The sequence below is a fragment of the uncultured Castellaniella sp. genome (assembly GCF_937988725.1).
Lineage (GTDB): Bacteria > Pseudomonadota > Gammaproteobacteria > Burkholderiales > Burkholderiaceae_B > Castellaniella.
In genome coordinates this window covers 180135-198336 of sequence record NZ_CALKHS010000010.1, presented here as the reverse complement: position 1 = coordinate 198336, position 18202 = coordinate 180135, and the positions used below count along the sequence as shown (strand labels likewise).

Below are 18202 nucleotides of genomic sequence, written 5' to 3'. Positions count from 1 at the left end.
CACATGGTTTACAACGGCGGCTTCTTCATGGGCGGCATGCACTTTTTCTGGTGGATCTTCTGGTTGGCGCTGGTCGGCATCATCGTGTTCTACGGCTGGGGGCGTACGAGCGGGCGGCACAGACGCGCGCGCGAGTCGCCCCACGAAATGCTGCAGCGCCACCTGGCGAACGGTGAGATCACGCCCCGCGAGTACGAAGAACGCAAGGGCTTGCTTGATCGCGATGCCAGGCACACAAAATAAACCAGGCACAGGACAAAGATATCTCGTCAAACAGTTAAAAGCTTTCATGCGATGTCAGGGCCTGTCTTGAAACTACAGGCCAGTGCCGTTTGTATCAACCGAACAGATCAGGACTGCCTTGATCACCAGATACGGTTTAATCCGTTCGAATTGGCATGTATACCATATCAAGAAATCTGTTTCTTATCGCCGGCTTTTTTTTGACAAGCACTGCCGCCGCATCAGGCGTGAGGCAAATCTCTATCGTCGATGATCCAGCTCATGTACTCGGTCAACACTCGCACAAAGCGACTTCCCGGCTGGAAAATCTGCGGAAGATTTTTTTCGACACGCCACTGAGCGAACGAACACGCATCAGCTCGGCATTTGGTTATCGATTCCATCCCGTGTCTGGCAAGTGGGCAGGCCACCAAGGTATTGATTACCCTGCCCCGAAAGGCACACCCATCCGGGCGACAGCTCGCGGCAGGATATCCTTCATCGGCATTCAGAGCGGATATGGAAAAGTGATCTTTGTAGAGCATAACAATATCTATTCTACTGTCTACGCCCACCAAAGCCGTTTCAAAAATAGTTTGGAGAAAGGCGAATATGTCGACAAGGGACAAATCATTGGGTATGTCGGTTCTACCGGAACGTCCAGTGGCCCCCATCTGCACTATGAATTGCGTGTCAATAATCAGCCGGTAGACCCTGTTCGACAAAAGCGGCAACTGGCCGCCCACACCCAAAAATGAAGCGTCAGGTCCGGCGCCCGAACAATCGTAGTCCATCAAGCTACATTCACCGTACAGCAAAGTGAGCAAGGACGATTCCAATGACAATAGTCACGAAAAAAGCCGCTGTGTTCCTTGGTGCGCTTGGTTTTTTGGCACTCGGTACCGGTCTGTTCATGTACCAGTCGGCATCGAGTTCAAAACTGGCTTATATTGACCCGTCCGATCAAACACTCTTGGTCCGTGGTAGACAAATCTACACCAATAATTGTGCCGCATGCCATGGAGCACGGCTTGAAGGCCAGAATGACTGGCGCACGCGCAAGCCAAACGGACGATTACCCGCGCCGCCGCACGATAAAGCAGGGCACACTTGGCATCATCCAGATGCGCTTTTGATTGACATTGTCAAAAACGGCCTGGTGCCTGGGAAAACCGCGCCACCCGGATATGTGAGCGATATGCCAGCCTATGGCCAGTCATTGAGCGACCCCGATATAGCGGCGGTGTTGGCCTATATCAAGAGCTCCTGGCCACCTAAAGCACTGGCTGCACAGAAAGAAATCACGCTGCAACCGAGGCAGTAAGTGCCCGGCGAAGATGCTCTATTGCTTTGCCTTGTGCAATCGCTGCGCATCACCTGCAACCCATGCGATTCAATCCTCCCCCCGCAACTCCGGCCAGATCTGCCACCAGTCATCCGGACGCAGCTGCTTCCGAGTGACAGCACCGCCCGTCAATTCCTCGATCTCCACACAGCGGATGATTGGCACCGGACGTGTACCTGCCGCCCAGCTGCTGACTACCTGTACAGGTAACCCTAACTTCTTGGCCAATGGGGTCATCCCGCCCATCACTTCACAGGCATCACGAACAGGCTGAAAATCCCGCATATGCTTCCATAACCATGTGTTTAACATGGATTTTATTAGATAAATTCGTTATTAAGATATGACGACGCGTTGTTTATTTGTGCCGTTTTGCAGCGCCAAAGTTCAGCACCGGCTAGTCAATTTGTAACTGCAGGTCAGAAAACGGCATTCATCGCATGAAACAATCTGCACCGATCTGAACCAAGCGTTTTTCCTGCCCCCCTGGGGGACTGACGATTTTATGATCTTTCGTTTGCCGCGGGATAGTCACAGCCGTAAACAATTTGCCCTGGCCTCGTATCCTCCACTCGTAGTGGTATTCGCTAAGCTTTAGCACCCTCCAGTAGAACCTTGAATTGCTTGAAAAATCAATCAGCTGATTACCTATTGACAAAACTAATCAAAATGCTGACAATAGCTTTAACTGCTCAACGCAGACCAGCTCTTTAACAAGCAACAAGCGATGAATACTGCGCCCTGCCCGATCACGCGGCACGCGACTGCGCAGCAACCTGTAAGGCATCGGGGTTGAAGCAAAACCGATGAAATCCGCCAATCACAGCCAGCCCCTCGCGTGGGGCATGGATGGCCGCGTGCGGCGAGGACTTCCCACAACGGGACGCGCCCGGTGCATTCATATGAATGCCCAAACTCAGGGATGGCGACGTAATCCTTTGACGACAGCGGGAAAGACCGCAGTCCCCGGCATCCAGACGAGCCGCCACCGGCGGGCCAGCGTCTGGCCCTACCGGGGGTGATCCAAACACCCGACCCCCATCGCGGCATCTTGGCGGGTCGGCCCCCAGGGCTCCGGCGAGCCCGCTTTGGCAGGCGTCCCTCCGGGCATCTACCAAAGTGCCCGTACTTACATTTTCGAACCCCTATTTTTACCAGCCATCCCGAAAGGATCGACTTATGACAGTAGCACGCACCTTCACCGCTCACCCTCCCCACCGCCCAGCAACACGGGCGCTGCTTTACCGCATCAACGTGGCGGAGGCAAAACTGGGGGTCTCACGCTCCACCATCTATCGACTGGTGCATGACGGCGAGCTGGAGCTGGTCAAGATCGGCAAGCGCTCCAGCGGCATCACCGCCACCAGCCTCCATGCCATGATCGAGCGAAACAAGACGCCGTGCTGATACCATAGTCGTATTCACGCAACACAGAGAAAAACGCCCACCGGGTTCAAACTGGGTAGCCAGGTGGGTAGCTAGAGCAAAAACGCGGCTTGTGCTGATGTGATAACTATCTGATTAACAAAAGTAATACTCATCGCATGAAACTCGCCACCTGGAACGTCAATTCCCTGAACGTCCGCCTGGGCCACGTCCTGGAATGGCTGCAAGCCAATCCCGTCGATGCCCTGTGCCTGCAGGAACTGAAGCTGCCGGACGAAAAATTCCCGCACGCGGCCCTGGAGGCCATCGGCTACCACGCCTGCTGGGCGGGGCAGAAGACCTACAACGGCGTGGCGATCCTCAGCAAGTCCGAACCGCTGGACGTGCAGCGCAACATCCCCGGCTACGACGATCCGCAGCAGCGCATCATCGCCGCCACCCTGCCCGATGCCCAGGGCCGTCCGGTGCGCGTCATCAGCGCCTACTGCCCCAACGGCCAGGCCGTGGACAGCGACAAGTACGTCTACAAGCTGGACTGGTTCGGCGCCCTGCAGCGCTGGCTGGGCCGGGAAATGGCCGCCCACCCCGATCTGGCCATCCTGGGGGACTACAACGTGGCCCCGACCGACGCCGACGTGCACGACCCGGTCGCCTGGGCGGGCGGCATCCTGGTGTCCGACCCGGAACGGCAGGCCTTCCAGGACCTGCTGGACCTGGGCCTGCGGGACACTTTCCGCCTGTTCGAACAGCCGCCCAAGATCTTCAGCTGGTGGGATTACCGCATGATGTCCTTCCGGCGCAATGCAGGGGTGCGCATCGACCACATCCTGGCCACGCCCGATCTGGCCGCGCGCTGTCTGGGCTGCCAGGTGGACAAAGTCCCCCGGGGCTGGGAAAAGCCGTCGGACCACGCGCCCGTGGTGGCCGAGTTCGCGCCAGGCGACCGTCTATAATGCGAGTTACCGCTCACTACACGTTTGAACGCATTTTCCATGCCGCTCGATAGCCGATTGATCACCCGCCTGGACCAGGGAATGGTCCTGGACATCACGCTGGAAGACCTGCCCTTCCGGGTCTACGTGGCGCAGCGCCCCGCGGACGTCGAACAGGTCGCCGACCTGGTCCCGGCCGAACAGTTCCAGGGCGACGGCGACGTGCACGTCGCGGCCATCCATGACGGCGACGACGCCTCCGAACACATCCAGGACGTGCTGTTCAATCTGAACCCGGGCGATGCCATCGTCTTCCTGTGCACCGGGCCGCAAGCCTATGCCGACACGCTGGCCGAACTGGGCCAGGCGCCCGGCCCGGACGCCGCAGTCGACGGGGCGCGGCAATGACGACCGACACCCAGGCCCCGCACGCCGGCAACATCTTCATGGTGGTCGCCCCCAGCGGCGCCGGCAAATCCAGCCTGGTCAACGCCCTGCTGGCGCAGGACGCCACCCTGGCCCTGTCGATCTCCTGCACGACCCGCGATCCGCGGCCCGGCGAACGCGACCAGGAACACTACCGCTTCGTCTCGGTGGACACCTTCCAGGCCCTGCGCGATCGGGGCGACATGCTGGAATGGGCGGAAGTCCACGGACATTTCTACGGCACGCCGCGCGACCGCGTGGCCCAGGCCATCGCCAGCGGCACCGACATCATCCTGGAAATCGACTGGCAGGGGGCGCGGCAGGTGCGCCAGCATTACCCCCAGGCCATCGGCATCTTCATCCTGCCGCCTTCGATCGAGGCGCTGGAGACCCGGCTGAACAAGCGCGGCCAGGACGCCCCCCAGGTCATCGCCCGCCGCCTTCTGGCGGCCGGCGGCGAGATGGCGCACGCGTCAGACTGCGAATATGTTATTATTAATCAAGACTTTAGCATTGCATTACAGCAGTTGCAGGCCGTCGTTTCCGCCGCCCGCCTGCGGTATGCCGCGCAATCCATCCGCCATGCCGATCTGTTCATGCAGCTCGGCATCCGCAAACCTCTCGTCAACGCTAGCTGATCAGGAAAATTATGGCCCGCATCACCGTCGAAGACTGCCTCCAGCAGATTCCCAACCGCTTTGATCTGACTCTGGCGGCCACCTACCGCGCCCGCGAACTGGCCCAGGGCCACGAAGCGCGCATCCAGAGCCACAACAAACCCACCGTGACCGCATTGCGCGAAATCGCCCAGAGCCAGGTCGGCACTGAAATGCTGCGCAAGGTCCCCACCTGATCCGATAAGGCGGGCTCATGGCGTTTTCAGGCATTCGCGGCGCATCTTCAGGCTTGTTGGCGGTTCTCCGCAAAGGCCCCAGACTGCGCCGGCGAAAGCCCCATAGCGCCCCCGCCTCGCTCCCCGCCGCCGCGCCCAGCCCGATCGCCTCGCTGGCGGGCCTGCAGCAGATCATTTCCGGCTATCTGTCGCCGCGCGACATCGAACGCGTGCGCGAAGCCTACCGTTTCGCGGACAACGCCCACCTGGGGCAGTTCCGCGAAAGCGGCGAACCCTACATTTCCCACCCCATCGCCGTCACGGAAATCTGCGCCGGCTGGAAGCTCGACGCCGATTCGCTGATGGCGGCGCTACTGCACGACGTCATCGAAGACCAGGGCGTCGCCAAACAGGAACTGGCCGAAAAGTTCGGCTCCGACGTCGCCGACATCGTCGACGGCCTCACCAAGCTCGAACGCCTGGAATACGCCACCAAGGCCGAACAGCAGGCGGAATCCTTCCGCAAGATGCTGCTGGCCATGGCGCGCGACGTGCGCGTGATCCTGATCAAGCTGGCCGACCGGCTGCACAATATGCGCACGCTGGACGCCGTCGTGCCGGAAAAGCGCCGCCGGGTGGCCCGGGAAACGCTGGACATCTACACGCCCATCGCCCATCGGCTGGGGCTCAACGCCCTGTTCCGCGAACTGCAGGACCGCTGTTTCAAGGCCATGTACCCGAACCGCTACGACGTTCTGTACAAGGCCATGATGGCGGCCCGAGGCAACCGCCGCGAGGTCATCACCAGGATCGCCGACGCCGTGCGCACGGCGCTGCCCGCCGCCGGCCTGGACGCCGAAGTCAGCGGGCGCGAAAAATCCCTGTACGGCATCTACAAGAAAATGGTCGAGCAGAAAAAGTCGTTTTCCGACGTGCTCGACATCTACGGTTTCCGCATCGTGGTCCATACCCTGCCGGAATGCTATCTGGCCCTGGGCACCCTGCACCAGCTCTACCGGCCGGTCCCCGGCAAGTTCAAGGACTACATCGCCATTCCCAAGATCAATGGCTACCAGTCCCTGCACACCACACTGATCGGCCCCTACGGCACCCCGGTGGAGTTCCAGTTCCGCACCCGCGACATGGACCACGTGGCCGAGGAAGGCGTGGCGTCCCACTGGCTCTACAAGGAACAGGGCACGTCGCTCAACGATCTGCAGAAGCGCACCCACCAGTGGCTGCAATCCCTGCTGGACATCCAGAGCCAGACGGGAGATTCCGGCGAATTCCTGGAACACGTCAAGGTCGACCTCTTCCCGGACGCGGTGTACGTCTTCACGCCGCAGGGCAAGATCCTGTCGCTGCCGCGCGGCGCCACGCCGGTGGACTTCGCCTACGCCATCCACACCGACGTGGGCAACCACGCCGTCGCCTGCAAGGTCAACGGCGATTTTTCGCCGCTGCGCACCGAACTGCACAGCGGCGATGCCGTCGAAATCATGACCTCAGCCGCTTCCCGGCCCAGCGCGCAGTGGCTGAACTACGTGCGCACCGGGCGCGCCCGGTCTGAAATCCGCCATTACCTGCGCACCGAACGCTACGAGGAATCCATCGCCTTCGGCCGCCGCCTGCTGAACCAGGCCTTCGACCAGCTGGGCATCGTCTACCCCAAGGACGACGATCCCCAATGGGAACGCCTGGCCAAGGGCTCCGGCGGCGCATCGCGCACCGAGATTCTGGCCGACATCGGCCTGGGCAAACGCCTGGCGGCCGTCGTGGCGCGGCGATTCGCCCCCGAAAACGCCATGCTGGAAACCACGGCCATGGCGGTGGACGAATTCAACGCGGTCAGCGGCGCCCCCATCGTCATCCACGGCAACGAAGGCCAGGCGGTGCAGCTGGCGCCGTGCTGCGGCCCCCTGCCCGGCGACGCCATCATCGGCGGCATCCGCCTGGGGCACGGCCTGGTGGTGCACATGAGCGACTGTCCGGTCGCGCAACGCCAGCAGGCCAAGGAACCCGAACGCTGGATTCCCGTCGTCTGGGACGCCACCACGGCGCGCCACCTGAGCACCCGTCTGGACATCACCGTCCTGAACGAACGCGGCGTGCTGGGCCGCCTGGCCGCCGAAGTCACGGAAGCCGATTCCAACATCACCCAGCTGACCATGCCCGACGAGGCCGTCGCCACGGCGCTGCTGCACCTGACCGTCCAGGTCGACAGCCGCAAGCACCTGGCCCAGGTCATCCGCGCCATCCGGCACGTCCCCCAGGTCCAGAAAATCATCAGGGCGAAGGGATGATCCCGGACTAAAAAAGGTCCTTGCGGACCTTTTTTTGCCGGGATCATCGGAGCGGCTTGCAAGCCGCGACGTGGAGGGATGCCCCAATCCAAGACAGACCCCTGCGGACCTTTTTTTGCCGGGATCATCCGAGCAGCCCGCAAGCCGCGACGTAATGAAATACCCCAGCCATAGAAAAAGGGCCTTCCGGCCCTTTCTCCATCAGCAACACTTCCCGATCAATTCGACCCGCTGTCGCCCTTGTCGATCAGCTGGCGGCCCTCGTCCGTGATCTTCACGCCCAGGGCCTTGCGCAGGTCGACCAGCAGAGCCTGCTCTTCCACGCTGCCCCAGACGCGGGCCATCTGCGCCCCCAGCCCGTCCAGCGCGGGCTTGCCGGTGCTGCCCGGCTTGACCTGGTCAAGCTGCACAATCGCATAGGCGTCGGGCAGCGACACGCCGCCATACGCCGGCAGCGTCTGGCGAGGGACCGTGAACGCCGCGTCCATCACGGCCTTGCTCAGGCCGGCCGGATCCAGGCGGCTGAGGGTCACGGGGTCCTGGAAGCCTTCCGACGACGCCTGCTGCTTCAACGAGGCCAAGACCTTTTCGCCGGCGGCCACGGCGGCCGCATGCGCGCGCTCGGCCTGCAATTGCGACTGGATGTGCGCCTGCACCTTGTCCAGCTCGGGCACGTGCGCCGGCGTCATCGCATCCACGCGCACCACGACCATGGTGTCGGGGGAAATCTCGATCACGCCCGAATTCTGCTTGTCGGTCAGCACCTGGCGACTGAACAGGGCCTGGCGCACCCGCACGTCGCCCAGGGTGGCGGCGTCCTTCGACGCGGCGGCGGCCTGGGGGCCGGCCTCGTCGGCCGTCAGCAGACGGTCGCGCGCGATCCCCTGGGCCTTGCGCACCTGCAGCCCCAGTTCCTTGGCGGCGGGGTCCAGGCTGGAGGCATTGTCATACACCAGGCTGGTCAGCTTGGTCGCCATGTCGGCGAAGCGGTCGGCGGCCAATTGGCGGCGGACTTCGGATTCGACCTTGCCGCGGGCTTCGTCGAAGGTCTCGCCCTTCTCGGGCTGGACCTGATTGGCGATGAACACGTGATAGCCGTCCGGCCCCTTGACAGGGTCCGAGACTTCGCCCTGCTTTAGCGCGAACACGGCCTGTTCCATGGGCAAGGGCAAGGTGCCGCGCTGGATCCAGCCCAGCGCGCCGCCGTCCCGGGCCGTCCCGGCATCCTGGGATTCCTTGCGGGCTAGATCGGCGAACTGCTGAGGTTCGGCGCGGGCCCGGCGGCTGAGGTCCTGGGCGCTGGCGAGGGCGGCCTTGGCGGCCTCGTCCGAAGCGCCCGAGGGCAGCTTGATCAGGATGTGGCTGACGTTCACCCGGGCAGGAACCACGTACCGGGTCTTGTTCTGCTCGTAATAGTCCTTCAGTTGAGCGTCGCTGATCGCCGGCACGCTGGCCACGGCGGCGGCCTCGTCCAGCACCAGATAATCGGCGGAGACTTGCTCGGGCAGACGCAGCTCGTTCTGGTGCGCGTCGTACCAGGCCTTGATGTCCTGCGGCGTGATCGCCACGTCCTTCGTGTAGTCCTTGGCCTGGAAGACGCGCAGGCGCACGGTGCGCTCCTCGGTCAGGGCGCGCTTCAGGCTCTCGATCACGGGCTTGGGCAAGGCGGCCGTATCGCGCACCGGCCCCAGCACGGTGTCCAGGGCCAGTTCGGCGCGCTGGCTGGCTTCGAAATCCCGGGGGCTCATGCCGATCGACGCCAGGACCTCGTGATAGCGGTCGGCAGAAAACTGGCCGTCCACCTGGACCTGCGGCATGGCGGCAATCGCGCGGCGCAAGGTGTTGTCCGACACGCTGAAGTGGTCCTGGGTCGCCACCGCGACCTGGACCTTGCGGTTGATCAGCTGGTCCAACAGCGCCTGGCGGGCCTGCGGATTATCCAGCAGCGCCGGATCGAAGCGGCCCTGGCTGCTCTCCTGCATCTGCTGCAGCTGATTGCGCTGGGCCTGGGTGAATTCCTGCTTGGTCACGGACAGCTTGCCGATTTCGGCCACGGCCGGATCGGCCGTGACGAAGGAGTATCCGCTGATGCCGAGAAACACGAAGGACGGCACCACCAGGATCAGGAGGATCAACTGCATCAGGCGCTGGTGCGTGCGTATGAAATCAAACATGGGCGAAGGTCCTGCAAAGGATGACGGACGACGAGGCCGGCACCACCCGGAACAAAAAAGGCGAACACCGTCGCCCCCGCTGGCTGGTCGAATCGGCAGCCTGAAATGTCACGCAGTTTAACACTGTGGTGCTGACGCCGTGTGGCCGCGCAGGCCGACGGCCGACGGAACGGGCGGACGGACCGGACCCGCGCGCCGCGGTCCGCCCCGCCAAACCGCTAAAATGGTCGGATTCCCCTTTCCTGCCATCCCGATCCCATGACGACATCGCATCCCGCCTGGCCCTGGCCCGCCTTCATCGCCCATCGCGGAGGCGGCCGCCTGGCGCCCGAAAACACCCTGGTCGCCATGCGCACGGGCGTGGCGCACGGATTCCAGATGGCTGAATACGACGTCAAGCTCAGCCAGGACGGCGTCCTGTTCCTGCTGCACGACGACCGCATCGACCGCACGAGCGACGGGCAGGGACTGGCCAGCGAACTGGACTGGAAGACCATCGCCCAGTACGACTTCGGCGCCTGGCACAGTCCCGATTTCGCCGGCGAACCCGCCCCCACCCTGCTGTCCGTCGCCCGGTACACGCAGGCCCGCCGCATGCACAGCAACATCGAGATCAAGCCGACCACCGGCTGCGACCACGACACGGGGATTGCGGTCGCCCGGGCCGCCGCCCAGCTCTGGGCGGGCGCCGCCCTGCCCCCGCTGCTCTCATCTTTTTCCGAAACGTCCCTGGAAGCCGCCCGCACGGCGGCCCCGGACCTGCCCCGCGCCCTGCTCATCGAAGGCCCGGTGCCTTCCGACTGGAGAGCGAAGCAGACCGGCCTGGGCTGCATCGGCCTGAACATCGACGTGCGGCACGCCGATCCGGCCGTGGTGCGCGACATCCTGGACCAGGGCGCCACGCTGGCCGTCTGGACCGTCAACGACGCGGAGCGCGCCCGCGAATTGCTGTCCTGGGGCTGCCAGGCGGTCTTCACCGACGCGCTGGACAGCGTCCGCCCCCGCGCCCCGCGCCTGAACCCCTGAGCCGCGTCCATGTTCAGCTACCGCCACGCCTTTCACGCCGGCAACCACGCCGACGTCCTGAAGCACGCCATCCTGGTGCAGATCCTGGATTACTTCAATCGCAAGGACACCCCCTATTGGGTGATCGACACCCATGCCGGAGCCGGGCTGTACGCCCTGGACGGCGACTGGGCCGGCCAGAGCGGCGAAGTCGCAGAAGGCCTGGACCGCCTGCTGGGCGCGCCCCGGCCGCCCGCGCTGATCGAGCGCTATCTGCGGGCCGTCCAGGATTTCAATCCCGACGGCGTGGCCAACCTCTACCCCGGATCTCCCTGTCTGGCGCTGCGCGCCATGCGTCCCGACGACCGCCTGCGCCTGTTCGAACTGCATCCCACCGAGGGCCAGGTGCTGGAAGATACGCTGCGCCGGCAGATGCATGCGTCGCCTCGCCAGGTGGCGGTGGCCCGCGAAGACGGCTTCGCCGGCCTGAACCGCCTGCTGCCGCCGCCGCCCCGGCGCGGCCTGATCCTGATCGACCCGTCCTACGAAAACAAGCAGGATTACCGGCACGTGATCCAGGCCGTCAAGGACGGCCTGCAACGCTTCGCCCAGGGATGCTTCATCGTCTGGTATCCGCTGGTGCAGCGCATCCAGGCCCACGAAATGGCGCGTTCCCTGGAACGCCTGCCGGTGGACTGGCTGAACGCCAGCCTGACCGTGCGCAAGCCTTCATCGGACGGCCTGGGCATGCACGGCAGCGGCATGTTCATCGTGAACCCGCCCTGGACCCTGGAAGAGGAATTGCGCGAAGCCCTGCCCTGGCTGCAGGCCGCCCTGGCCCAGGACGATCAGGCGAAGTTCGGCCTGACGACCGTGGCGCAGGCCAGATCAGCCAAGGCCGCCGTCAAGGCAGCGGAAACGAAGGAATCCGGCGAATCAGGCCGCCGCGAACGGCCGCCCGCCGGACAGGCGCCGCAGCGCAAGCATCAGAAGCGTTCGCCTTCGCGCAGATAGCGCCACTGGCCCAGCGGCAGGTCGCCCAGCACGACCTGCCCCATGCGCACCCGCTTCAGGCCGACGACTTTCAGGCCGACCTGTTCGCACATGCGCCGGATCTGCCGCTTGCGGCCCTCGCGCAGGATGAAGTGCAGCTGGTCCTCGTTCTGCCAGCGGACCTTGGCCGGGCGCAGCGCCTGGCCGTCGAGCATCAGGCCGTGATTCAGCAGCGCCAGGCCGCCGGACGACAGACGGCCGTCGACCCGCACCAGATATTCTTTTTCGATGCCGGAATCGTCGCCGATCAGCTGGCGGGCGATGCGCCCGTCCTGGGTCAGCACCAGTAGCCCCTGGGAATCGATGTCCAGGCGGCCCGCCGGCGCCAGGCCGCGCACGTGCGCCGGGTCGAAGGCGCGCCGCGCCTGCCCTGCGTGATACTGGGTATCCGCCCGCACCAGGGACGCCGCCAGGCGATAGCCATGGTCGGCCTGGTGCGACACGTAGCCGACGGGCTTGTTCAGGATGATCGTAACCTTGTCGGTCTGGCGCCGCGCCGCCTGCCGCTCCAGCGAAATGCGGGCATTGGGCAGCGCCTTGGTGCCCAGTTCGCGCACGATCTGGCCATCCACGCGGACCCAGCCGCGCTCGATGTAGGCGTCGGCCTCGCGGCGGGAGCACAGGCCGCGCTGGGCCATCAATTTTGAAATTCGGACTGGTTCCATGATGGGGCGCATTGTAGCGTCCGCCGTGCTATCGTGTCGCCCCGATGACTCCGCAAACCGCCAGCCCCCGTCTGTGGGGCGATCATCCCGCTTCCCGCCTGGACGGCCTGCGGCGAACCTGGCTGAGCCAGCCCGGCGCGCTGACGGCGGGCCTGCGCGCGCTGGGTGAAGTCCGTCTGTTCGTGCGCCGCGAAGCCGTCGCCGCCCTGCCCCGCATCTGGGCGGCGGAAGCGGGCCTGCGGCCCGGCACGGCCGTCTGGTGGCGCGAAATCCTGATGACGATCGACGGCAGCCCCTGCGTGCAGGCCTGCAGCTTCACGCCCTGGCCGGCCAGCCTGGGGGCCTGGAAAGCCATGCGCGGCCTGGGCGGTCGGCCGCTGGCCGATATCCTGTATCAGGATGCGCGGATCCGCCGTAGCGCGTTTCGCTTCGGCCGTCTGCGGGCCCGCCAAGCGGATTCGCCCTGGGCGGTGCCGCGGGCCGGCTGCATGATCGAGGCCCGCCATTCGGTCTTCACGCGCCAGGGCGCGCCGCTGCTGGTGGCGGAATACTTCCTGCCGGCATTCTGGTCGCTGGCCGCCCGGCCGGGCGCTACAGGGCCTCGACGCCGGTTTCCCCGGTGCGAATGCGGATCGCCTGTTCGACCGGCGTGACGAAGATCTTGCCATCGCCGATCTTGCCGGTGCGGGCCGCGCGGATGACGGCCTCGATGACCCCGTCGGTCTGATCCGCCGCCACCACCACGTCGATGCGGATCTTGGGCAGGAAGTCGACGACGTATTCGGCCCCGCGATACAGTTCCGTATGGCCTTTCTGCCGGCCAAAGCCTTTGACTTCGGTCACGGTCAGGCCGTTCACCCCCAGTTCGGACAGGGCTTCGCGCACTTCGTCGAGCTTGAAGGGCTTGACGATGGCTGTGATCTGCTTCATGTCGGGCTGCGCCATGATCTCGGGTTTCCGCTGAAAAGCTTTTAATATAGCGCAGGTCATGCCTCCTTTATAATTTCCGCACTATGTCCAATACCCCATCCGCACACAATCAATTCGACAACAAATCCCAGGCCTGGTCGGCGCGGTTCTCCGAACCCGTCTCCGACCTGGTCAAGCGCTACACGGCTTCGGTCAACTTCGACCAGCGCATGGCCGCCTTCGACATCCAGGGATCCCTGGCGCACGCCGACATGCTGGCGGCGGTGGGCGTCATCGGCGCGACCGACCTGGCCGACATCCAGCGCGGCATGGCGCAGATCCTGCAGGAAATCCAGGCCGGCCGGTTCCAGTGGTCGCTGGATCTGGAAGACGTGCACCTGAACATCGAAAAACGGCTGGTCGAACTGATCGGCGACGCCGGCAAGCGCCTGCACACCGGCCGCTCTCGCAACGACCAGGTAGCGACCGACATCCGCCTGTGGCTGTGCCACGAAATCGACCTGGCCGTCGACCTGCTGAGCCAGTTGCGCGCGCGCCTGGCCACGCTGGCGCTGGAACACGCCGACACCATCCTGCCGGGCTTCACCCACCTGCAGGTCGCCCAGCCCGTAACGTTCGGCCATCACCTGCTGGCCTATGCCGAAATGTTCGGCCGCGACGCCGAACGCCTGGCCGACTGCCGCCGCCGCACCAACCGCCTGCCGCTGGGCGCGGCCGCTCTGGCCGGCACCAGCTACCCCATCGACCGCGAACGGGTCGCCCGCACCCTGGGCTTCGACGAGGTCTGCCGCAATTCCCTGGACGCCGTGTCCGACCGCGACTTCGCCATCGAATTCTGCGCGGCAGCCTCCCTGATCATGACGCACATCTCGCGCCTGTCCGAAGAACTGGTCCTGTGGATGAGCCCGCGCGTCGGCTTCATCGACCTGGCCGACCGCTTCTGCACCGGCAGTTCCATCATGCCGCAGAAGAAGAACCCCGACGTCCCCGAACTGGCCCGGGGAAAGACCGGTCGCGTCCACGGCCATCTGGTGGCCCTGCTGACCCTGATGAAAGGCCAGCCCCTGGCCTACAACAAGGACAACCAGGAAGACAAGGAAGGCCTGTTCGACACCGCCGACACCATCCGCGACACGCTGACGATCTTCGCCGACATGATCGGCGGCATCCGCGTCAAGGCCGACGCCATGCGCGCGGCCGCGCTGCAGGGCTACGCCACCGCCACGGACCTGGCCGACTACCTGGTCAAGCGCGGCGTGCCTTTCCGCGACGCCCACGAAACGGTCGCGCTGGCCGTGCGTTCCTGCGAACAGCGCGGCTGCGACCTGGCCGACCTGTCGCTGGACGAACTGCGCGGCTTTCACGCGGACATCCAGGATGACGTCTTCCAGGTGCTGACGCTGGAAGGCTCGGTCGCCGCCCGCAAGCACATCGGCGGCACCGCGCCCGAGCGCGTGCGCATCGAAGCGCAACGGGTGCTGGACGCCACTACGCAAAAATGAGTCCGGACACGGATCGGCCCCTGCGGACCGGTCCGCGCCTGACGGATCCACGCCGCCTGCAAGCGGCGCGGTGGCTGTTCGGCGCTTGCTAAGCCGCCGGCACGGCCAGGTCCGTCCCCAGCGCTTCACGCTCGTCGAAGACGAAACAGCGGCCTTCGAACCCCGGGCCGCCGGTTTCCTCGAAATATTTGAGGATGCCGCCTTCGAGCTGGTAGACGTGGTCGATGCCTTCTTCAGCCATGAAAATGGCGGCTTTTTCGCAGCGGATGCCGCCAGTGCAGAAACTGACCACCGTCTTGCCCGCCAGTTCAGCGCGATGCTCCCGAACCGCCGCGGGAAATTCTGAAAACTTCGTCAGCCGCCAGTCGACGGCATGGCTGAATGTGCCCGCATCCACTTCGAAACCGTTGCGGGTGTCCAGCATCACGACTGCGCGCCCTTCGTCATCCAGGCCCTGCGCCAGCCAGCGCGCCAGGGTCGGCGCATCCACCGCCGGCGCCCGCCCTGCTTCGGGCCGGATCGCCGGATGATTCATGCGGATGATCTCGCGCTTGATCCTGACCCGCGCGCGCCGGAAGGGCACGGCATCGGAATAGCTGTACTTGGCCTGCAGAGGCGCGAAGCGGGCATCCGCGCGCAGCCAGTCCAGGAACGCCTCGATGCCGTCCTTGTCTCCCGCCAGGAATGCATTGATGCCTTCCGGCGCGAGCAGCACCGTGCCCTTCAGGCCCAGCGCCAGGATCCGGGCCATGATGCGCTCGCGCAGATCCGGCAGATCATCCAGGGAAACGAACAGGTAGGCGGCGATGTTGGTGACGAGGGGCATGGCGGCGGGCGGGCAATGGATCAGGCCGCATTTTAGAGGCAATGCGTCGAAGAAGCCTGTCACCCGCCCCCGCGCCGGCGCCCCGCCGGCACGCCCAGTCCCAGCAGCGCCGCCGCGGCGAATGCGGCGCCGGCCAGGAAGGTCGTCGACGGCCCCCAGGCCTGCCACAGCCAGCCGGCCAGGACGCTGGCCAGCAGCATGCACACGCCGCTGGCCAGGTTGAAAATGCCGAAGGCCGTGCCCTTCATGCCTGCCGGTGTGGTGTCCGCCACCATGGCGGACAGGATCCCCTGGCTGAACCCCATGTGCAGCCCCCACAGCGCCGCGCCGGCCAGCAGCGACCAGACGCCGCCGGCCTTGAACGCCAGGGCCAGGTCGGCCAGCACCAGCAGGACCAGGCCGGCCGCCAGGACGGCGGAGCGCGGCATGCGGTCCGACAGCCAGCCGGCCGGATAGGCCGACAGCGTGAAGAACAGCGACATCACGATCAGCACGATGGGCGCCCAGGCGGCGCTCAGGCCCATGTCTTCTCCGCGCAGGATCAGGAACGCCTCGCTGAAGCGCGCCAGCGTGAACACCGCGCCGATCGCCACCACCCGCCAGTAGGCGGCGCCGAAGTCGCGCGACGCGCGCCAGCGGATGGGCGAGCGGAACGGTTTCGCCTCGTCCCGGTCCGCGCGCGCCTCGTGCACGCCCCAGAACAGCAGCCCCATGGCGACGACGCCCGGAACCACGGCGAACCACAGGACGTGCCGGATATCCGTGAAGACCAGCATCAGGACGACCGCCATCGCCGGCCCCAGGACCGCGCCCACGGTGTCCATGGACTGGCGCAGCCCGAAGGCCGCGCCGCGGATCGCCGGCGGCGTGACGTCGGCCACCAGGGCGTCGCGCGGCGCGCCCCGGACGCCTTTGCCGATCCGGTCGATGAAGCGGGCGGCAAAGACCATGTCCACGGTCTGCGCCAGGGGGAACAGGGGCTTGCTGAGCGCGGCCAGGCCGTAGCCCGCCAGCAGCAGGCCCTTACGCCGGCCCAGGAAATCGCTGATGGCGCCCGAGAAGACCTTGACGATCATGGCCGTGGCTTCGGCCACGCCTTCGATCACCCCCACCGCCAGCACGCTGGCCCCCAGGCCCGACACCAGGAAGATCGGCAGCAGGCTGTGGATCAGTTCCGACGACAGATCCATGAACAGGCTGACCAGGCCCAGCATCCAGACCGTGCGCGGAATGGCGCGCTTCCTGCTCGCATCCGGGGCGGAATTCCCGTGGATCATGCAATTTGCCTCAGGGTTCGAATACCGCGATCGACTCCACGTGCGCCGTGTGGGGGAACATGTTGACCGCGCCCGCGGCCTTCAGCGTCCACCCGCCCACATGGCACAGCATCCCGGCATCGCGAGCCAGGGTTGCGGGGTTACAGGAGACGTATACGACGCGGCGCGGACGTTCTTCCGGCGCCAGGTCGGCCAGGGCCTGCGCCACGGCCAGCGCGCCTTCGCGCGGGGGATCGATCAGCATGCGGTCGAAATGGCCCAGGCCGCGCAGCCAGCCGGCATCGACCTCGAACAGATTCAATTCGGCGAATTCGGCCTTGTCCGCCAGCCCCTGGCGAACGGCGTCCTCGCGGGCGCGGGCCACCAGCGTGGCGCTGCCCTCGATGCCCACGACCGCGCGACTGCGCGTGGCCAGCGGCAGGCTGAAATTGCCCAGGCCGCAGAACAGGTCCGCCACGCGGTCGTCCGGCTGGATCTCCAGCAGGTCCAGCGCCCGCGCCACCAGCACCTGGTTGATGTGCGGATTGACCTGGGTGAAATCGGCGGGCTTGTAATGCATGCGCAGGCCGTACGCCGGCAGCGCATAGGCCAGCGCATCGGCTCGCGCCGGGTCCAGGGGATGGGCCGTTTCCGGCCCCTTGGGCTGCAGCCACCAGTCGATGCCGTGCCGCGCGCCGAACTCGCGCAGGCGATCCAGGTCGGCCGGCGTCAGCGGTTCCAGATGCCGCAGGCAGAAGACGGTGGATTCGTCGCCCACCGCCACTTCGATCTGCGGCATGCGCTCGGGCCGCGACAGGCCGCCGATCAGTTCGCGCAGAGGCATCAGCAAGGCCGACACATGCGGCGGCAGCACCAGGCAGGACTGCATGTCGGCCACGTAGCTGCTGGCGCGTTCGCGGAATCCGACCAGCACGCCGCCTTTCTTCTGCACCAGCCGCACGGACAGGCGGGCGCGATGGCGGTAGCCGAAGGTCGGCCCCTGCAGCGCCGGCAGAATCTGCCGCGGACGGACCTTGCCGATATGCTCCAGCGCGTCTTCCAGCGAGCGCTGCTTGACGGCCATCTGCGCGGCGGGCTCCAGGTGCTGCATGGCGCAGCCCCCGCAGACGCCGAAATGCGGGCACGGCGGCCGGGTGCGCTGCGAGGACGGCCGCAGGACGCGTTCGACCTTGGCCTTGTCGTAGGAGGGCTTGCGCCGCGTCACGCGGGCCAGAACCTGTTCTCCGGGCAGGGCGCCCTCCACGAAGACGACTTTGCCTTCGTGATGGGCGATCCCCTGCCCCTCGAGATCCAGCGATTCGATATCCAGGGGGTACACAATGGG

General features: G+C 65.3%; 20 protein-coding genes. 13 read left to right on the top strand and 7 right to left on the bottom strand.

The window, feature by feature from the left end:
• Positions 1-3: 3 nt before the first annotated feature.
• From Q0263_RS11315 to Q0263_RS11305, 3 genes are all read left to right on the top strand, one after another.
• Positions 4-243 (top strand): SHOCT domain-containing protein, encoded by a 240-nt coding sequence (locus tag Q0263_RS11315; RefSeq protein WP_232305139.1) that lies wholly within the window; start codon positions 4-6, stop codon positions 241-243.
• A gap of 155 nt (positions 244-398) precedes the next feature.
• Positions 399-980 (top strand): M23 family metallopeptidase, encoded by a 582-nt coding sequence (locus tag Q0263_RS11310; RefSeq protein ID WP_084386835.1) that lies wholly within the window; start codon positions 399-401, stop codon positions 978-980.
• An 80-nt stretch (positions 981-1060) separates the two neighbouring features.
• Positions 1061-1546, top strand: a complete 486-nt coding sequence (locus Q0263_RS11305) for a cytochrome c (RefSeq protein WP_084386836.1) — start codon at positions 1061-1063, stop codon at positions 1544-1546.
• 69 nt (positions 1547-1615) lie between these two features.
• Here the strand turns inward: Q0263_RS11305 and Q0263_RS11300 are convergent, their stop codons facing one another.
• Positions 1616-1852 (bottom strand): YdaS family helix-turn-helix protein, encoded by a 237-nt coding sequence (locus tag Q0263_RS11300; protein ID WP_066459935.1) that lies wholly within the window; start codon positions 1850-1852, stop codon positions 1616-1618.
• Between the two features lie 894 nt (positions 1853-2746).
• Here Q0263_RS11300 and Q0263_RS11295 point away from each other — a divergent pair.
• From Q0263_RS11295 to Q0263_RS11270, 6 genes are all read left to right on the top strand, one after another.
• Complete coding sequence (locus Q0263_RS11295; RefSeq protein ID WP_066452519.1) at positions 2747-2974, top strand: excisionase family DNA-binding protein; 228 nt, start codon at positions 2747-2749, stop codon at positions 2972-2974.
• A gap of 137 nt (positions 2975-3111) precedes the next feature.
• Positions 3112-3906, top strand: a complete 795-nt coding sequence (gene xth, locus Q0263_RS11290; RefSeq protein ID WP_298016028.1) for an exodeoxyribonuclease III — start codon at positions 3112-3114, stop codon at positions 3904-3906.
• A 39-nt stretch (positions 3907-3945) separates the two neighbouring features.
• Positions 3946-4293 (top strand): hypothetical protein, encoded by a 348-nt coding sequence (locus Q0263_RS11285; RefSeq protein ID WP_298016026.1) that lies wholly within the window; start codon positions 3946-3948, stop codon positions 4291-4293.
• Complete coding sequence (gmk, locus tag Q0263_RS11280) at positions 4290-4949, top strand: guanylate kinase (RefSeq protein WP_298016024.1); 660 nt, start codon at positions 4290-4292, stop codon at positions 4947-4949. The genes Q0263_RS11285 and gmk overlap by 4 nt, the downstream gene beginning before the upstream one ends.
• 11 nt (positions 4950-4960) lie before the next feature.
• Positions 4961-5164, top strand: coding sequence for a DNA-directed RNA polymerase subunit omega (rpoZ, locus tag Q0263_RS11275; RefSeq protein ID WP_298016022.1), 204 nt, complete (start codon positions 4961-4963; stop codon positions 5162-5164).
• A 17-nt stretch (positions 5165-5181) separates the two neighbouring features.
• Positions 5182-7446 carry a bifunctional (p)ppGpp synthetase/guanosine-3',5'-bis(diphosphate) 3'-pyrophosphohydrolase gene (locus Q0263_RS11270; RefSeq protein ID WP_298016020.1) on the top strand — a complete coding sequence of 755 codons (2265 nt, stop codon included), beginning with the start codon at positions 5182-5184 and terminating at the stop codon, positions 7444-7446.
• A 218-nt stretch (positions 7447-7664) separates the two neighbouring features.
• Here Q0263_RS11270 and Q0263_RS11265 read toward each other — a convergent pair whose 3' ends face one another.
• The gene (locus Q0263_RS11265; RefSeq protein ID WP_298016018.1) at positions 7665-9620 is read right to left on the bottom strand and encodes a SurA N-terminal domain-containing protein; all 1956 of its coding nucleotides are present in this window, start codon (positions 9618-9620) and stop codon (positions 7665-7667) included.
• Positions 9621-9878: 258 nt separating this feature from the next.
• On the opposite strand from Q0263_RS11265, the gene ugpQ reads away from it, so the two are divergent.
• Together ugpQ and rlmJ are read left to right on the top strand one after the other, a co-directional pair.
• A complete protein-coding gene (gene ugpQ / locus Q0263_RS11260; protein ID WP_298016016.1) occupies positions 9879-10646 on the top strand; it encodes a glycerophosphodiester phosphodiesterase in 768 nt (255 codons plus the stop codon).
• 9 nt (positions 10647-10655) lie between these two features.
• Positions 10656-11639 (top strand): 23S rRNA (adenine(2030)-N(6))-methyltransferase RlmJ, encoded by a 984-nt coding sequence (gene rlmJ, locus Q0263_RS11255; protein WP_298016014.1) that lies wholly within the window; start codon positions 10656-10658, stop codon positions 11637-11639.
• On the opposite strand, the gene Q0263_RS11250 is transcribed toward rlmJ, so the two are convergent.
• Positions 11612-12343 carry a pseudouridine synthase gene (locus Q0263_RS11250; RefSeq protein WP_298016012.1) on the bottom strand — a complete coding sequence of 244 codons (732 nt, stop codon included), beginning with the start codon at positions 12341-12343 and terminating at the stop codon, positions 11612-11614. The two genes, rlmJ and Q0263_RS11250, sit on opposite strands and share 28 nt — an antisense overlap.
• Positions 12344-12387: 44 nt before the next feature.
• On the opposite strand from Q0263_RS11250, the gene Q0263_RS11245 reads away from it, so the two are divergent.
• Positions 12388-12996 (top strand): chorismate lyase, encoded by a 609-nt coding sequence (locus Q0263_RS11245; RefSeq protein ID WP_298016010.1) that lies wholly within the window; start codon positions 12388-12390, stop codon positions 12994-12996.
• On the opposite strand, the gene Q0263_RS11240 is transcribed toward Q0263_RS11245, so the two are convergent.
• Entirely contained in the window at positions 12935-13273 is a 339-nt protein-coding gene (locus Q0263_RS11240) for a P-II family nitrogen regulator (protein ID WP_298016008.1), read from the bottom strand. The genes Q0263_RS11245 and Q0263_RS11240 overlap by 62 nt on opposite strands.
• Positions 13274-13356: 83 nt before the next feature.
• On the opposite strand from Q0263_RS11240, the gene argH reads away from it, so the two are divergent.
• Positions 13357-14775 (top strand): argininosuccinate lyase, encoded by a 1419-nt coding sequence (gene argH, locus Q0263_RS11235; RefSeq protein WP_298016005.1) that lies wholly within the window; start codon positions 13357-13359, stop codon positions 14773-14775.
• Between the two features lie 88 nt (positions 14776-14863).
• On the opposite strand, the gene Q0263_RS11230 is transcribed toward argH, so the two are convergent.
• The 3 genes from Q0263_RS11230 to rlmD are packed head-to-tail and all read right to left on the bottom strand — an operon-like array spanning position 14864 to position 18199.
• The gene (locus tag Q0263_RS11230; RefSeq protein ID WP_298016003.1) at positions 14864-15601 is read right to left on the bottom strand and encodes a sulfurtransferase; all 738 of its coding nucleotides are present in this window, start codon (positions 15599-15601) and stop codon (positions 14864-14866) included.
• Between the two features lie 59 nt (positions 15602-15660).
• Positions 15661-16878 (bottom strand): MFS transporter, encoded by a 1218-nt coding sequence (locus Q0263_RS11225; RefSeq protein ID WP_298016001.1) that lies wholly within the window; start codon positions 16876-16878, stop codon positions 15661-15663.
• Positions 16879-16888: 10 nt separating this feature from the next.
• Positions 16889-18199 carry a 23S rRNA (uracil(1939)-C(5))-methyltransferase RlmD gene (gene rlmD / locus Q0263_RS11220; RefSeq protein ID WP_298019046.1) on the bottom strand — a complete coding sequence of 437 codons (1311 nt, stop codon included), beginning with the start codon at positions 18197-18199 and terminating at the stop codon, positions 16889-16891.
• Positions 18200-18202 lie beyond the last annotated feature (3 nt).

Coding starts and splice junctions, on each gene's coding strand:
- Q0263_RS11315 (WP_232305139.1), top strand. CDS start 4: ATGGTTTACAACGGCGGCTTCTTCATGGGCGGCATGCACTTTTTCTGG.
- Q0263_RS11310 (WP_084386835.1), top strand. CDS start 399: ATGTATACCATATCAAGAAATCTGTTTCTTATCGCCGGCTTTTTTTTG.
- Q0263_RS11305 (WP_084386836.1), top strand. CDS start 1,061: ATGACAATAGTCACGAAAAAAGCCGCTGTGTTCCTTGGTGCGCTTGGT.
- Q0263_RS11300 (WP_066459935.1), bottom strand. CDS start 1,852: ATGCGGGATTTTCAGCCTGTTCGTGATGCCTGTGAAGTGATGGGCGGG.
- Q0263_RS11295 (WP_066452519.1), top strand. CDS start 2,747: ATGACAGTAGCACGCACCTTCACCGCTCACCCTCCCCACCGCCCAGCA.
- xth (WP_298016028.1), top strand. CDS start 3,112: ATGAAACTCGCCACCTGGAACGTCAATTCCCTGAACGTCCGCCTGGGC.
- Q0263_RS11285 (WP_298016026.1), top strand. CDS start 3,946: ATGCCGCTCGATAGCCGATTGATCACCCGCCTGGACCAGGGAATGGTC.
- gmk (WP_298016024.1), top strand. CDS start 4,290: ATGACGACCGACACCCAGGCCCCGCACGCCGGCAACATCTTCATGGTG.
- rpoZ (WP_298016022.1), top strand. CDS start 4,961: ATGGCCCGCATCACCGTCGAAGACTGCCTCCAGCAGATTCCCAACCGC.
- Q0263_RS11270 (WP_298016020.1), top strand. CDS start 5,182: ATGGCGTTTTCAGGCATTCGCGGCGCATCTTCAGGCTTGTTGGCGGTT.
- Q0263_RS11265 (WP_298016018.1), bottom strand. CDS start 9,620: ATGTTTGATTTCATACGCACGCACCAGCGCCTGATGCAGTTGATCCTC.
- ugpQ (WP_298016016.1), top strand. CDS start 9,879: ATGACGACATCGCATCCCGCCTGGCCCTGGCCCGCCTTCATCGCCCAT.
- rlmJ (WP_298016014.1), top strand. CDS start 10,656: ATGTTCAGCTACCGCCACGCCTTTCACGCCGGCAACCACGCCGACGTC.
- Q0263_RS11250 (WP_298016012.1), bottom strand. CDS start 12,343: ATGGAACCAGTCCGAATTTCAAAATTGATGGCCCAGCGCGGCCTGTGC.
- Q0263_RS11245 (WP_298016010.1), top strand. CDS start 12,388: ATGACTCCGCAAACCGCCAGCCCCCGTCTGTGGGGCGATCATCCCGCT.
- Q0263_RS11240 (WP_298016008.1), bottom strand. CDS start 13,273: ATGAAGCAGATCACAGCCATCGTCAAGCCCTTCAAGCTCGACGAAGTG.
- argH (WP_298016005.1), top strand. CDS start 13,357: ATGTCCAATACCCCATCCGCACACAATCAATTCGACAACAAATCCCAG.
- Q0263_RS11230 (WP_298016003.1), bottom strand. CDS start 15,601: ATGCCCCTCGTCACCAACATCGCCGCCTACCTGTTCGTTTCCCTGGAT.
- Q0263_RS11225 (WP_298016001.1), bottom strand. CDS start 16,878: ATGATCCACGGGAATTCCGCCCCGGATGCGAGCAGGAAGCGCGCCATT.